The sequence below is a fragment of the Budvicia diplopodorum genome, from assembly GCF_009800925.1.
GTDB classification, from domain to species: Bacteria; Pseudomonadota; Gammaproteobacteria; order Enterobacterales; family Enterobacteriaceae; genus Budvicia; species Budvicia diplopodorum.
This window is the reverse complement of record NZ_WOYF01000019.1, coordinates 14,513-28,944: the sequence shown is the minus strand read 5'-3', so window position 1 is coordinate 28,944 and position 14,432 is coordinate 14,513. Positions and strand designations below refer to the sequence as shown.

The following is a 14,432-nucleotide window of genomic DNA, read 5'->3' as shown; positions in this document are numbered from 1 at the left end:
GTTAAGTTCAAAATTAGCTTTCCCAACCATCACCCCGGCACAATCACCCGATACAGCATCGTCATCGCGCTACAGACAATAAACCCAAAGGTAACCCACTGAAATGTGCGCTCCGATACGGTTTTAAGCAGGTATTTCGCCAGCGGAATGGTCAGGATAGAACCAAGCCCCAGTACTATGGCTAAATGAACGTCGGTGAACCCGCCCTGACCGTAGGCCAGCGCAGAGGCACCCGATAGCAGCATGGTAACGAATACCGAAGTGCCGATGGCCTGCTTGATATTCATACCGGCGTATTTAATCAAAATCGGTAACATCACTACGCCGCCGCCAACGCCGGTGGTGCCAATCGTGATGCCAGCGCAGGCGCCCGGAAGAATAAAACCGCTGATGCCGTGCCGTGGCATTTCAGGCTGCTGATGGGCCAGCTTTTCCGGGCGAAACAGGCGGGTGCAGAAGATAAACAGCGACAGGGCAATGGCCAATACAATTAAGGTATTAATGCCGAACTGAACGTAGCGGTGCCATGCGGCAACGCGGGCCAGCAAGGTTATGCCGTAGCTGGCTATCAGCGTGCTGGGCAGCATAACGGCCAGAATAGCCAGCGAACGTTTTAGCTCAATATTGCCTAAGCGAAAGTGCATACCGGTGGATGAAATTTTCATCAGCATCGATAGTAGGTTAGCGGTGGCGACGGCGGCCAGTGCATCCATGCCGAACATGTAGGTCAGCACGGGCAATACCAGCACGCCACCGCCGACGCCGGTGGTGCTAATCACCAGCCCCAGCGCTGCACCAATCAGTAATTCACCCAGTAGCCATAACGTCATTACCGATTACCGCGCAGCATGTATTCTAACCGTACGTTTAGCGTTGACACGGCGTTTTTCCTATTGCTCCGGATCGGTAAAGCCCAGACACATACTGGCAATAAAGCCGACTACCCAGGCAACCAGTACTGAAATTAGGAAAGGGAAAATCTGCCCGTCGCCAACCAGCGGAATTAACGATAAACCGGCGGTACCAAACGGAATAATAATGCCGACCTTAAAGAACGCTACCGTAGCACCACCAAAGGCACCGCCGATACAGCCGGCGATAAACGGTTTACCCAGCGGCAGTGAAACGCCAAACAGCAGTGGTTCACCCACGCCAAAAATACCGACCGGCAGGGCACCCATTAAGGTTTTCTTTAAGCGTTTATTTTTAGTGCGCAGGAACACCCACAGGCAAGCGCCAACCTGACCCATACCGCCCATGGCTAATATCGGGAACAGATAGTTCAGGCCGAAGGTTTGTAGTATTTCGGCGTGAACCGGGATGAGCCCCTGATGCAAGCCGGTTAACACTAAGAATAAGAAGCTACCGCCCAGCACGCCGCCGAGGGCAACCGCGCTGCCGTCGTTGCTTAATAGCGCGAAAGATACCCCGGTGCCCAGCCACTGGTTTAAAAAATGGGCAATTGGCTGGAAGATGGTTAACGCGACAAAAGCGGAAACCAGAATAGTGACAAACGGCGTGACGATAAGGTCGAGGCTTTCCCAAATCTTACTGCGAAACCAAACTTCAAATTTGGATGAGAACACCACCACCATCAGCACGGCAAAAATGCCGCCGCTGTTGGGCATCAGCTTTTCACCAAACAGGGTAATGTCAGCCAGACCGGGCAGGGCGAGAATACCGGCCATTACTGCACCAATTGAGGTTGAAGCACCCAACTCTTTGGCGGTGTTCATACCGATCATAATGGACAGATAGGCAAACACGGCGCTGCCAATCAGCTTTAGCAGCTTAAACAGTTCGGGGAATTGCTCAACGCTGCCGGGGGCGACTAAACGAATGACGTTGACTAACCCGAGGATCAGGCCGCAGCCAATCAGCGCCGGAATGGTCGGTACAAAGATGGCCGACAGGGTGGTTAACATTCGACGAATAGAAAATGGCTTGGCTATTTCAGTGACAATGTCACCATTGCCATTGTCGCCCTGAAAGCGTTTATTTAAGCGGGTAAATACTTTGGCGGCGGTACCCATTCCGACAATTATCTGATACTGGTCGCCGCTGATAATCGCGCCTTTTACGCCGTCGAACTTCTTCATTCCTTCCATATCAACTTTGGCCGTATCTTTGGGTACGATACGAATGCGCGTCATGCAGTGGGCCAGCGTAGCCACGTTGTCGAGCCCGCCAACGTATTTTTCTATGTGCTGAGCCAGTAAGTCCAGATGTTCAATTTTTTGAGCCATGGTTTCCAACTTAATCAGGAGAGTGTCGGGCATTGGTTAGTCGAGTGTTTGAAACCGCTAACGAGAAGCGGCATTATGACCGAGCTGCCGTTGCAGGGAACGAAAATTTTGTTGCCCGGCAATATTTTTTGCCGTTTTTACGCTGACCTCAGGTTCAAGCATCAGGATGGGCAAGCCTTGGTTTATGTATCTTGCGCTATTGAAATATAATTTCAATGATGACTGGGCAATAGAAAAAGCCAATCAGAATATATTTAATATCGATCACATTTTTAAGCTAGAGTAACGCAAGGTAAAGCCGAATCGCCAAAAATCGGCCTGATATGACTATTTTTCTTTATGGTTTTGAGGTGGATTAGTTATATTAAGCGCTAAATCTGCCATGCGTTTATTGTAAAAGGACAAGCGATGCTCGATCTGGATAACCCTAAAACCGAATATATCTTTAAAGCCGCAGTACTGGAAGACCAAATCCGTGACGTTCTTAGCCAAATGCAAGATCGGGGCCCGGAGCAGCAGGATGAGCTGAAGGCAGATATTACCGACCGAATTCTTCCTGAATTGCGCCAGCTTAATCAAGACCATTTTGATAGCTGCCCGGAAATCGCCGCCGCGTTAGAAAAGCTTGCAGTCACCGTTAAAAATGAAGATCTTGACGCCTGCTGGGCTGAATTCAGCCACTTCTCAGACAGCATGGGCGATAATTTTGGCAGTTGCTTTATTTAACTGTTATTCGCCGAGCTTCGGCTAACACGCGAATAATAAAGGAACGCTATGGCAATCGATCTCTCGGAAACGCTGGTTATTGGCATATCAGCAACCGCGCTGTTTGAGCTATCAAATGCCGATAAGGTGTTCAATCAACAGCGGATAGCCGACCCTGACTCAGCGATGGATAACTATCGCCGCTATATGCTGGACAACGAGTCGACGCCGTTGGACGATGGCACCGGTATGCCGCTGGTTAAAGCGCTGCTAGCCTTAAACAACCATAAAAGAGCCGACGATCCGCTGCCGATTGTGGAAGTGGTGGTGGTATCGCGAAACAGTCCGGAAACCGGATATCGAGTGTTGAAAGAGATCCGTCGCCGTGGGTTGAATATTACCCGCTCCGCCTTTACCGCCGGCGAGCCGGTGACCAATTACCTTGAAGCGTTTTATGTGGATTTATTCCTCACCACCAGCGAAGACGATGCTCAGCGGGTGATTGATTCAAATCAGTGCGCCGCCGCGGTGATGCGGCCGCCGCCCAAGCAGGCGTTTCAAGGTACTGAAACTCAGGTGCGGTTTGCCTTTGACGGTGATGCGGTAGTGTTTGATGACGCCAGCGAACTGATTAATCAAACCCACGGGCTAAGTGCGTTTCATCGCTCTGAAGATGACCAGCAGGATATCCCACTCAGTCCGGGACCCCACGCTAAGCTGCTGATTAAGCTATCCAAAATACAGGAAAGGCTACCGGGGCGTATTGAATATTCGCCGGTGCGCATTGCCTTGATCACCGCCAGAAATAGCCCGGCTGAGATGCGGGTGATTAATACCTTAAGAAGCTGGGGCGTTTACGTTGATGAGATTTTCTTTTTGGGTGGATTACAAAAAGCCCGTTTTCTAAAGGCGTTTAATCCCCATATCTTTTTCGACGATCAGGATGCCCATCTGGACCCCGCAGCGGCCGACGTTCCTTCCGCCAAGGTGCTTTACCCCAGTGGTTCGGTGCTGAAGAGCGTGATGAGTGGAAAGGTTCGGCAATTGAAGAAGTAGTAGTTTTATATTTATTAGTTAATCAACTGGAAGCCATTCGCTATGAGCATCAATATCATTGTGGCAGATTACACCAATGCCGATCAGGGAAAAGATTTAGTCGAACTGTTAAATAACTACGCGCTTGACCCAATGGGTGGCGGTGAAGCGCTAACGCCTCAGGTAAAAAATAGCCTGGTGGCCGAGCTGGCTAAGTTGTCCCACGCTTTTAGCGTATTGGCCTACGTTGACGGCAAACCGGCTGGTCTGATTAACGGCTTCTTTGGCTTCTCAACCTTTGCCTGTAAACCGCTGGTGAATATTCACGATGTGGTGGTTGACGGTCAATTTCGCGGTTTAGGTCTGAGTCAGAAAATGTTGGATAAGGTTGAACAACACGCCAAGGCCAAAGGCTGCTGCAAGCTGACGCTGGAAGTGCTGCAGGGCAACGACGTTGCTAAAGGTAGCTACCAGAAGTTCGGCTTTGCTGGTTATGAGTTAGATCCGGAAATGGGTAAGGCGATGTTCTGGCAGAAGAAGATTTAGAATAGAGCATTGAAATAAAGAGGCTGATGGTTAGTTAAGCATTTGTACACCATGTCAGCCTACGATGTCGTCACCCCAACGGGATGACGACAGGAATCATTTTTTAATAATTAAGCTGAGCCATATCACTGTAACCAGCCTTCAGACGTATTTAAAATCCAAAATTTAAATCCAAAACATCAGCGCTAGAATCTGCGGTGCCATGATCCTCAGGAACATCGCCAGCGGGTAAACCGTGGCGTAGGAGAGGGCCGCGGCACCGCTGGTAGGGTGCATGCCGTTAGCGAAGGCCAGCGCCGGTGGATCGGTCATCGAACCCGCCAGTAGGCCACAGATAACCAGGTAGTTCATCTTAGCCAGCCTGTGGGCTAGAAAACCGACGATCAGCAGCGGGATAACGGTAATCAGCGCGCCGTATCCCATCCACACTACGCCATCGCCGTTAATCAGGGTGTCGATAAAGCTGGCTCCCGATTTAAATCCGACCACCGACAAGAACAGTACAATTCCTAACTCTCTCAGGGCAAGGTTGGCGCTGGGCGGCATAAACCAGTGCAGTTTACCGATGCTGCCTATCCGGCCAAGGATCAGTGCGACCACCAGCGGACCACCGGCCAAGCCTAGGCGCAGCGCGGCAGGGAAACCGGGAATAAACAGCGGAATGGAGCCCAGCAGTACGCCAAGGCCAATGCCGATAAACACCGGCAGCATCTGTACCTGCTGAAGCTTTTGCTGAGCGTTGCCCAGAATGTCTGCCACGGTATCAATAGAAGACGGTTTACCCACTAGGTTGACGATATCGCCAAAGTGCAGAGACACGCTGCGCCCCGGAATCAGCTCTACGCCAGCGCGGTTGATGCGCGAAATGACCACATCATAGCTAGGAAGCTTGAGATCGACGATTTTTTTGCCCACCACTTTGTCACTGGTAATGACCACCCGGGCCATTTGCAGATCGCTGGTACGGGTAGAGAGCGAAACGTCTACTTCATTACCAATCAGCAGCTTGGCCTGGCTTAACAAGTTCCTGTCGCCGACTAAGTGCAACAGGTCGCCCATTTGGATCACGGTATTTGCAGAAGGGACCATTAACAGATTATCGCGCTTCAGGCGCGAGCAGATCACCCCTTCATCGCTGATAATCGGAATTGCCTGTAGCTGTAGCCCGTTCAGGTTAGCGTTGCAGACCTGAATGTTCATGGTTTGCAGATTATCGGTGGACGCCCCCGACAGTTGATCAAAATCTTTAGCTTCTTTTTCGATATTAATTTTAAATATCAGCCTGATAATCCACATCACGAACAGAATACCGCAGATGCCGAAAGGATAGGCCATCGCATAGGCCATGCCCATCCGATCGATTAACTGGCCGTTAGCATGAAGATCGGTCAGCACCTGCTGGCCAGCGCCCAGCGATGGGGTGTTAGTGACTGCGCCAGAGAATATGCCCAGAATAATCGGTAGCGGAATATCAAACGCTTTATATAGCCCGGCAGTCACCAGACAGCCAATCAGTACCAGCAGGCAGGCAAAGCCGTTGAGCCTCAATCCTGAACGCCTGAGGGATGAAAAGAAGCCGGGACCGACCTGAATCCCAATGGTATAAACGAACAGGATTAAGCCAAATTCCTGAATAAAGTGCAGCATATTGCTGTCTAAAACAATCTGGTATTTATGGGTGAAGTGGCCGACGATAATGCCGCCAAACAGCACTCCGCCAATGCCCAAACCGATGCCGCGAACTGTCCAGCTACCAATCCATAAACCGAGTACGGCAACCAACGCCAATATGCTCACCGTCAGGGCAATATTACTCATTGTTACGTTCCTTGCGAGATTTATCTTTGGGCGTTGGTATTGGTTTAGTTAATCGCGCGAATACCAATCCGTTAAAGCGCTATAGCCAGATTAATCATAGTGAAAACCGAAAGGGATAATGTGACTGAAGCGTCGAAATCAGGAACGATCCTGTGAATAATTTGATATGTATCAATATACTTGCGGATGTTTCTAGCTATTCAAGTGGCGAGAGGCAAAACGATTCACTTAAAATGCAAGATAGCGCGCTAAACGGGCGTTATCAAAGAAATTTGGCGGTTAAGAATAAGAGGTTAACCGCCGGGGGCGTTAGCTATAATAGTTAGCTATGGTCAAGAAGCCGGAAAGCGATTATTCCCACCAAATATCATACAGTTCGCTGGTTTCAACGTTGGCCATGCCTTTGTTGGTTAACCAGTCAGCAATCAGCTTACGGTGTTCTTCGGTGCATTTGCCGACTTGTTGCAAACAGATAATGCCTTCCCAGTCTAAATAGCCGCTGCCACCAAAGCCCAGGCCGTTAGGTTCAACGACTTCTTTAATGAAGGTATTTAGAAAGTTATCAATAGATTCGGTGGTAGCACCTTCGGCAAAATTCCAGTTAACGGTAAAACCGATTTCCTGAAACTCATCAAGGTGTAATTTTTTACGTAAACGACGACTGCGGGCGATAGCCATAACTTGATCCTTTTAAAAAAAAGGGATATTACCTGCCGCAGAGGGCAGCGTCCAGCCAAAGGAAAAATAATAGTCCTGGCGGACGGATTTAATACCGGATTGTTTAAGCTTTTTTGCCATGCTGGATATCGTCAACGTTAGATAGAATAAACCCGGTCAGTTCGCCGGGTTTAGGGTACTACAATAGCTACTTTCTCTTATTGCCCGAATCTTTCGAATCCTCTTCATGAGGGTGTTTTTTCTCTCGCTTCTCGTGGCGTTTTTCCTCTGGGGTTTTTAACGGTTTTTTCTTTGCGTCATGGCTCATAGCGTCCTCCTTTGGAATACTTTTATTAGTTAAGACCTCATATGAAGCATATGCAAGGGGTTTGAATATAAAATTTATTAATACTAAAGCGGGAAATAAACCAGAGGGAATTGACCATTACGCCGCTCGGTAGATGGTTTAGTGGAGTTATCCAATTGAGCGACGTAGTCAGCACCATTAAGGTTACGATAGTTCGTTAACCTTAATGGTGAAATGACGGGAAGAGTCGGGTTTAAGAATAGAAGGCGATACGGACTAATTTATACACGCCGTCGATTTTCTCTATCACGAGATTATAACCATCGTCGCTGTTTTCATGTTCGATAACATAGCCATCGGGGCCAGTTGTATCGGCCATATCTTCCTGTTCGGGGTCGCCCTGACGATACTGATTGGTCTCTATCAGCTTAACCATTTTGGCGTTGAACAGCTCATCGTACTGAGCCAAAAACTCCGCTTCATTCAGGAAGATCAGCGGAGAATGTTCATAGTCGCTGAACGGGTAGTTCATCATTTTAGCAATGGCCGCTTTATCTTTCTGAAGAACGGCCTTTTGAAAGTCTTGCCAGAAAATTTTGAAATCATCATGTTTATCAAAATGATAATTACTGTCTGGACTGGATGGTTCTGACTGGGCGTAGGCCATAGAGACAATAGATAGACTCAATGCAATGACCGCCGCGGTTATTATTTTTTTTAGCATAAGTTTCAACTATTCACGATGTTTGAACGATAAGTATAAATTAAAATGATTAGCCTCAGAGGATTTAATTGGTGGTCAATCCGCTTTTTAATGAAATAAATAATGCTGATTGCCAGCAGCCTAAGGAGCCACAAGGCCCCTTATATACGGATACTCATTGACGCGGTTGGCTTACCCACGCTACTTACTCGCCGCGTCTATCGCTTTTTTAAAATCATCAAACTTGCAGAAACCATTAACATCGATCGGGCAATCCTGCATTTCCAGCACCACACGCTTAGGCGGATTAGTCATACTCAGCTTGTCCCCATTGCGGAGTTGGTCTTTAGTTTGATAAAGGTATTCTATTTTTATTAATGGTTTACCGCTGGATTTTTCTGTCCAGCGCTCAAATACGATCTTGCCGCCGATGGGGGTTCTTTCAAACTGGCCGGGCAGTTGATACGCTTTTATCTTCAGCGCGGATAATATCGACGACACGTTAGAGTCGTGTCCGACTAACAGGTTAAACTTGGGCTGAGAGTTATTGTGACCGTCAGTGCTGATTAGTTTGGCGCTAATATAGTTGATTAACGGGGCTGAAATATTTTTAGCCACTTCAGGTGAACCGAATAGCACTTCGCCATAATAGTCTTTAATTGATGCCAGCATTTTCCACTCTTTATCCGTTTTAATGTTGCCCCAGGCAATATCATTAAGCGGAAAACCTTCGTAATACTGCAAAATAAAGGCATCAGAAATGGAGGTGCCGATTCGAAGTGACCCTGTCACCGCTGGCTCTTTATCGTTTACTAGCGAAAATTCAGACGGTTCAGCGGCTAAATTGCAATGGTTTTGCGTCAGGCAAACCGGGGCGTTTTTATAATCAATAATTTTAGCCAGTAAATCGTAGGACGGCTTTAATCGCTGATTCAGCCCGGCTAAGCCATTTTTTCCCGCAATCTTATTCATTGAATTTAATGCGGTTTGTGTGAGTTCGGCAGAGTTATTTTTAATCACCGGGTTAAACGTGGGATCCATAATGCCAATACCGGGCTGATGATAGACTTTTACGTCACAGCCGGGGAACGCACCGAGAACAAAATATTGCGCGGTGGCGATGGTTCTTTGCAGGCTGTTAGCATAGGCCACAACCTCGTCGTTAGTCGGGCATTTGTCTTTGCTAAATAGCCCTTCATTGACCATCCAGTCGTTAACATACTTACCAAAGTAGCTTTCAAGAACGCCGCCTTTCGGCGTTAGATATCCGCCTTGAGTGTCCCATTGCGGCCATTTTTTTGGCGTTGACTGAGCCAATAGGCTACCTGAGTTGGCTAACGGAGTTCTGAGCCCGTGCCGGCTAAACATTAGTACTTGTTCTAACCGGTAGCCATCGTTGGCGACCACCGCAGCGGCGGGTAAAGGGGCAAGAACGGGAAGCAAAAACAGAATATTCCGATAATTAAACACTTTCATAGATAGATCCTTTTATTTATGACGGAAGGTATAGAAGAGCATCAACCAGACGTTTTATCAGTAATGGTGCTTCGTGCATCATCTTTGTTCTGACAATTACAGATCTTCTAGCCATTATCGTTAGCTATCATAGCCGTAATTGTTACGGATAGTAACGCTTTATCTGTTTGCGATAGCTATGGTTTGGTTAGATAAGTTTGCTGTAGCTGAGACAACGAGCAATATAGCTGCCAGATAAGCCCGGCTAAATCTTGTGCGGATGTTTCAGGATGGCGCGACAGGGCGGTGCTCATGCGCAGTAGCTCTTCCAGCGTGGCATCGAGTGATTTTTGCTGAACGCCTTTTTCGGTCATGATGCCTTTCAAACAGCGAATGCAAACCTCTCGTACCACGGATAGGGGATCGGATCGCACCTGCCATTCTCGCAGTTGCCATACGATATGGCTACAGTTGAGTAATACCACGCCCCAGCGCAATAACCACAGCCGGGCTGGCTCATCGTTACTTTGATTAAGCTGGCTGATGCGGTGATAAATGCGAGATTCAAACTGGCTTTCGCTCTGCTGCGGCTTTTGACTGAGCTGATCGATAAAGTCCCGGCGTAGGGCTCGGATAAGCCGACGGCTTTTCCGCTTGTCTGAGCTTGGGCTTAAAATTTGGAACGCCACGCCGGCCAGCATCACACCGACCAGTTTGCCAAAGTCGTCGTTGATGTAGTCTTGAAAATCATAGTCGGGTGGGTTTGTGACGGCCAAAAACGATCCCATATAGACGATTGATAGCCCCCAGAGCCCAGCAGAGGCGGGATGCTGCAGTTTCATCATCTGCATGGTGAGCAGTACCGGAAACAGAAACGAGCAGAATACCCATAGGCTGTCGATCTGGATCATCAGGCCATACTTGACCAGATAACAGCCGATAGACAGTGGAATCAGCGCTTTTATCTGCATGCTGATGCTTTTAATCGGTGCCGGAATGCCCGAGTAAAGTACGCAGCTGATTGCCGCCAGCGTCATTGCCGCAGCGCCAGCATCCCACTGTGTGTTAATCCAGTAAGCGCAGCCGATAACGATACACAAAAAGGTGCGCAGGGCGTTATAGGCGGCTTCGGCCGAGTCCGTATGCTGAGCTATGCTGTTAACCTTGGGTGGCTGAAGCTGAGCGGTTGGGGTCATTTCATCCAGCTTGTTCAGCCAGCGGGTAGACTGGAGATACAGCCAACAAAATTGGCGTAAGCGCAGCCAGAAGGTTTTATGACGAAAGTCGTTGCCGCTATGGGGATAGATCTTTTGCAATATTTTAGCCAGCCGGTATTTATTGGTATCAGGCCGTTTGAGCTCGGTTAATAGCTGGTCTAACACCTCTGGCAGATGGTCGGGTCGATCCGGCCAGTTAAGCAGCATCCGGCGAATACTGGATATGACGCTGGTTAAGCTAAGCTGTTGATGCAGCATGAAATTCAATACGTTATTGCGGCGTCGCAGGCGATAGTGGCTCCAAAAGGCCTGAATTCGCAGTACGTTGATCGTCAGAATTTGACTAATAACGCCTTCGTGGGAGGTTCTCATTTGGTGAGTGACCTCCGGCTGCCAAAGCATTCTGGCGTGATCCAGCAAACGTAAGTGCATGTTACGCAATGAATCGAGCAGAGTGGTGCCGTCAGAGGTACTGGGCAGGATCATCATCATTAATGCACCGCAAATGATACCGGTGATGACTTCGCACACCCTTGCCTGAGTAATATCAAACACCTGCATGGCGTCAGTTGCGTCAGACAGGGAGAAGGTAATAATAGCCGCGGTATAGCCAGCCAGCGCAAACGCGTAGGAGACGTTATTTTGATAGTGGTTAGAAATATAGGTACACAGCGCCAGCCAGCCAGCAATAAAAAAAGTGAACAGCCAAGGGTCGTTGAGGCAGGCTCCGGCAATCAGCATTGAGGCTAGCGCCCCGAGCAGGCTACCAAAAATACGGCCAATGCTTTTGCTGATAACGCCGCCAATCGTCGGGAAACTGACAACGGCGGCGGAGGTCATTGCCCAGTAGGGTTGGTCGAGGTCCAGTAAAAAAGCCACGCCCAGCGATAGACACATGGCAATCGAATTACGCAGTGCGTATCGCCACTGGGCTTTGTTGGCTTTACCCCATGGCGTATTTTTCCATTCAAGCCAGGAAATATTCACGCGTTATGCCTTTACGTTGCTGTTTATTAATCAAGGGCAACGGAACAGGTGGTTCCGGCAACCAACAGAACGCTGTCGGGAACGTTTATCAGAGCAATTCTGACCGGAATTCGCTGGGCCAGTCGAACCCAAGGAACGTTTGGCTTAACGTTCATTAGCATATCTGAATTTCCGTCAATGCTTTGGTCGTAAATCGCCCGGCCAATGCTTTCGACTTCGCCCTGAAGCTTGGTGTTACCGTTATACAGCGTGATGTCCGCTTTGCTACCCTGTTTGATGTTATCTAGCTTGGTTTCTTCGAAATAGCCCATCACATAAAAGGAATGAATATCCACCAGCGCCACTAACGGCAGCCCGGCGGTGGCATAGCTGCCGGAGCGGGTGTGTAAGTTAGTAATATAGCCATCGGTCGGTGCGGTGATTTTAGTGTGAGCCAAATTCCACTGGGTTTGTTCAAGCGCCGCCAGAGCGGCTTTATAGTTAGCCTTCATGGCCTTTACCGCCAGATTGGCTTCATCTAACTCTTCTTGTGATATGGTGGTAACCGGTAACCGTTGGCGGCGAGTGGCCTCATGATTTGCTTTGTCTAGATCGGATAACGCTTTAGCCAGCGCACCTTCCGCTCTATTTACTTCAATCTGATAGACGGTTTCATCAATGGTAAACAGCAGATCGCCTTTTTTCACCATTTGGTTATCTTTAACGTTAACCAGCAACAGTTTGCCGGAGACTTCAGGCGTGATGTTAACCTGCTCTGCCCGAATTTTACCGTCACGGGTCCAGGGTGATTGCATGTAGTAATTCCACAGCCACCAGCCCGCGCTAACGGCAATGGCAAACACGATCACGGTAGAAAAGTATTTGAAAGTATTTAGCTTCATAAGATTACCAACGGGTTAATATCCACATAGAACCGCTGACGGCAATGATAAAAATGCACAGGTCCATCAGCGTCGGGTGCCAGACTTCGCTGGAATAGAGCCAGTCACGTATCACCCGGTGAACCAGTAGCCATATCACAAAGCCAAGCATGAGTGCTTTAAATATTGGCGGAAAGTAAAGTGATGCACCGAAAACCAGATCGGATAAAGCATTACCGCTATTTGAAAAGATGTCCACGTTGATAATACCTATCTTGATTTGTTCTGATACAACCTTCTATTCCAGCGAGCATACAGCGCTTCAAGGTATCACCGTGGAAGAGAGGGATACCGGCAAGTGACTGCCACCAATAGGGAACTCAACTTCGGTGCTATGTTATCACGCGATCGGAAAAAACGGAGCGGCTCAATTGGCAGGAAATACGGATTTAGCTCAATTAGTTAAATTATAGCCCCAGATTGGAAGACGATATATTTCATTTCTAGAACCGGTAGTTTTTCTGGTCGTCACCGTTTTATCGGTATAAAAAAATCAGCCCTGAGGCTGATCTTTATTGATATTCCTAAGCCCCCTCTGGAAGTGGCTTTTAACTGTGAAAAACAGTATTAGCTTTCTGCCGTCGGGTCGGGCAACTCTTCTGCGACGTCAGGCAGTTCGGCCTGCGGTTCAGGCACTTCATTCATCCACGCAGAGATTAAACGGTAAGACACCGCCAACACCACCGGCCCGATAAACAAACCTATCATGCCAAAGGCCAGCAACCCACCGATAACGCCGGACAAAATAAGCAGTAGCGGAAGGTCTGCGCCCATACGAATTAGCATGGGGCGAAGTACGTTATCCATGGTGGAGACTAAGGATCCCCAGACCAGCAATACGGTACCCCATGTGTTATCACCGGTCCAATATAGCCAGATAACGGCGGCCGCCAGAATCAACGACGGGCCGATTTGTGCCAGACAGCAGATAAACATCAGAACGGTGAGCAAGGTTGCGTAGGGAATACCGGCTACCGCTAGCCCGACACCGCCCAATAACGCCTGAACCAGTGCGGTAACCACAATGCCAAGCGCAACGCCTTTAATGGCCTGCCCGGCCAGAATAACGGCGGCTTCACCGCGCCCCTCGGCCAGCCGTAAGGCAAAATGGCGAATGCCGGTGGCGACAGACTCACCTTTACTGTACAGAAGGGCGCTGAACACCACCATTAAGGTTCCGTGAAGCATAAAGCTGCCAACGTGCGCAACCTGTGAGACAAACCATGTGGCGCTGGCTCCGGCATACGGCTGAACGTTGGATACTAATATTTTACCGCCATCGGCGGTCATTGATTTCCACGCTTTCAGCAGCCGTTCACCGACGATAGGCACATTTTCTAACCAGGTTAGCTTAGGAATATGCCAGTTTTCCGGCTTAGATAACCAATCAACTAAGCTACCGCTGTTATCAACAATGCTATTAATGACCAGACTGAATGGAATAACGAATAGCAGAACGATCAATAGGGTCATAATGGCAACGGCCGGAGCTCTTTTTCCCCATGTCATTTTTTGAACGCGAAGCAATAACGGCCAAGTAGCAATAACCACCATGCCAGCCCAGGCAAAGGCTAATATAAAAGGTTGAACCACCCAAAAACTGGTAATAATAAGAATAGCGATAAACAATATGCCAAACATCAGGCGAGCAAGGTCGTAGCGCTTATGAGATGGATTCATGCAATATGTCTCATTAATAAAAGGATATAGTGATAGTTTACATTATCTGACATGGCTGGCATAACTATCATCTTAGCTTAATAAACTGATGAATATAGAATATAGCTTAGCGGCGCAATTAAACGCGGGTTGCTTTTTAATCCTCAATCAGCTCAC

The 14,432-nt window shown here is 48.5% G+C and carries 13 protein-coding genes; 3 read left to right on the top strand and 10 right to left on the bottom strand.

All coding sequences use genetic code 11. The features are described from left to right. Positions 1-29: 29 nt before the first annotated feature. Positions 30-830, bottom strand: coding sequence for a sulfite exporter TauE/SafE family protein (locus GVI43_RS14205; protein WP_159567514.1), 801 nt, complete (start codon positions 828-830; stop codon positions 30-32). A 60-nt stretch (positions 831-890) separates the two neighbouring features. Further along, positions 891-2,246: a PTS transporter subunit EIIC gene (locus tag GVI43_RS14200; protein ID WP_159567546.1), complete on the bottom strand. Its 1,356-nt coding sequence runs from the start codon at positions 2,244-2,246 to the stop codon at positions 891-893. Positions 2,247-2,654: 408 nt separating this feature from the next. Between GVI43_RS14200 and GVI43_RS14195 the strand changes: the two genes are divergently transcribed. The 3 genes from GVI43_RS14195 to GVI43_RS14185 are packed head-to-tail and all read left to right on the top strand — an operon-like array spanning position 2,655 to position 4,532. Then, a complete protein-coding gene (locus tag GVI43_RS14195; RefSeq protein WP_159567513.1) occupies positions 2,655-2,972 on the top strand; it encodes a hypothetical protein in 318 nt (105 codons plus the stop codon). A gap of 48 nt (positions 2,973-3,020) precedes the next feature. Then, positions 3,021-4,007, top strand: a complete 987-nt coding sequence (locus GVI43_RS14190) for a 5'-nucleotidase (RefSeq protein ID WP_159567512.1) — start codon at positions 3,021-3,023, stop codon at positions 4,005-4,007. Between the two features lie 42 nt (positions 4,008-4,049). Continuing rightward, positions 4,050-4,532: a GNAT family N-acetyltransferase gene (locus tag GVI43_RS14185; protein WP_159567511.1), complete on the top strand. Its 483-nt coding sequence runs from the start codon at positions 4,050-4,052 to the stop codon at positions 4,530-4,532. 165 nt (positions 4,533-4,697) lie between these two features. On the opposite strand, the gene GVI43_RS14180 is transcribed toward GVI43_RS14185, so the two are convergent. The 8 genes from GVI43_RS14180 to ydiK form a co-directional block, all read right to left on the bottom strand. Next, on the bottom strand, positions 4,698-6,350 hold the full coding sequence (locus GVI43_RS14180; protein ID WP_159567510.1) for a putative transporter: 1,653 nt from the start codon (positions 6,348-6,350) through the stop codon (positions 4,698-4,700). Between the two features lie 351 nt (positions 6,351-6,701). Next, entirely contained in the window at positions 6,702-7,028 is a 327-nt protein-coding gene (locus GVI43_RS14175; protein WP_159567509.1) for a YggL family protein, read from the bottom strand. 539 nt (positions 7,029-7,567) lie between these two features. Beyond that, on the bottom strand, positions 7,568-8,002 hold the full coding sequence (locus tag GVI43_RS14170) for a hypothetical protein (protein WP_159567508.1): 435 nt from the start codon (positions 8,000-8,002) through the stop codon (positions 7,568-7,570). A gap of 216 nt (positions 8,003-8,218) precedes the next feature. Beyond that, complete coding sequence (gene agp / locus GVI43_RS14165) at positions 8,219-9,493, bottom strand: bifunctional glucose-1-phosphatase/inositol phosphatase (RefSeq protein WP_159567507.1); 1,275 nt, start codon at positions 9,491-9,493, stop codon at positions 8,219-8,221. Between the two features lie 176 nt (positions 9,494-9,669). After that, positions 9,670-11,676: an FUSC family protein gene (locus tag GVI43_RS14160; protein WP_159567506.1), complete on the bottom strand. Its 2,007-nt coding sequence runs from the start codon at positions 11,674-11,676 to the stop codon at positions 9,670-9,672. Positions 11,677-11,702: 26 nt separating this feature from the next. Continuing rightward, a complete protein-coding gene (locus GVI43_RS14155) occupies positions 11,703-12,557 on the bottom strand; it encodes an efflux RND transporter periplasmic adaptor subunit (RefSeq protein ID WP_159567505.1) in 855 nt (284 codons plus the stop codon). A gap of 4 nt (positions 12,558-12,561) precedes the next feature. After that, the gene (locus GVI43_RS14150) at positions 12,562-12,801 is read right to left on the bottom strand and encodes a DUF1656 domain-containing protein (RefSeq protein ID WP_425482156.1); all 240 of its coding nucleotides are present in this window, start codon (positions 12,799-12,801) and stop codon (positions 12,562-12,564) included. A gap of 362 nt (positions 12,802-13,163) precedes the next feature. Further along, positions 13,164-14,276 carry an AI-2E family transporter YdiK gene (gene ydiK / locus GVI43_RS14145; protein WP_159567503.1) on the bottom strand — a complete coding sequence of 371 codons (1,113 nt, stop codon included), beginning with the start codon at positions 14,274-14,276 and terminating at the stop codon, positions 13,164-13,166. Positions 14,277-14,432 lie beyond the last annotated feature (156 nt).

Excerpts from the sequence above, each read along its gene's own strand:
- GVI43_RS14195 (WP_159567513.1), top strand. The coding sequence starts at position 2,655 with ATGCTCGATCTGGATAACCCTAAAACCGAATATATCTTTAAAGCCGCA.
- GVI43_RS14200 (WP_159567546.1), bottom strand. The coding sequence starts at position 2,246 with ATGGCTCAAAAAATTGAACATCTGGACTTACTGGCTCAGCACATAGAA.
- ydiK (WP_159567503.1), bottom strand. The coding sequence starts at position 14,276 with ATGAATCCATCTCATAAGCGCTACGACCTTGCTCGCCTGATGTTTGGC.
- GVI43_RS14175 (WP_159567509.1), bottom strand. The coding sequence starts at position 7,028 with ATGGCTATCGCCCGCAGTCGTCGTTTACGTAAAAAATTACACCTTGAT.
- GVI43_RS14180 (WP_159567510.1), bottom strand. The coding sequence starts at position 6,350 with ATGAGTAATATTGCCCTGACGGTGAGCATATTGGCGTTGGTTGCCGTA.
- GVI43_RS14205 (WP_159567514.1), bottom strand. The coding sequence starts at position 830 with ATGACGTTATGGCTACTGGGTGAATTACTGATTGGTGCAGCGCTGGGG.
- GVI43_RS14185 (WP_159567511.1), top strand. The coding sequence starts at position 4,050 with ATGAGCATCAATATCATTGTGGCAGATTACACCAATGCCGATCAGGGA.
- GVI43_RS14190 (WP_159567512.1), top strand. The coding sequence starts at position 3,021 with ATGGCAATCGATCTCTCGGAAACGCTGGTTATTGGCATATCAGCAACC.
- GVI43_RS14155 (WP_159567505.1), bottom strand. The coding sequence starts at position 12,557 with ATGAAGCTAAATACTTTCAAATACTTTTCTACCGTGATCGTGTTTGCC.
- agp (WP_159567507.1), bottom strand. The coding sequence starts at position 9,493 with ATGAAAGTGTTTAATTATCGGAATATTCTGTTTTTGCTTCCCGTTCTT.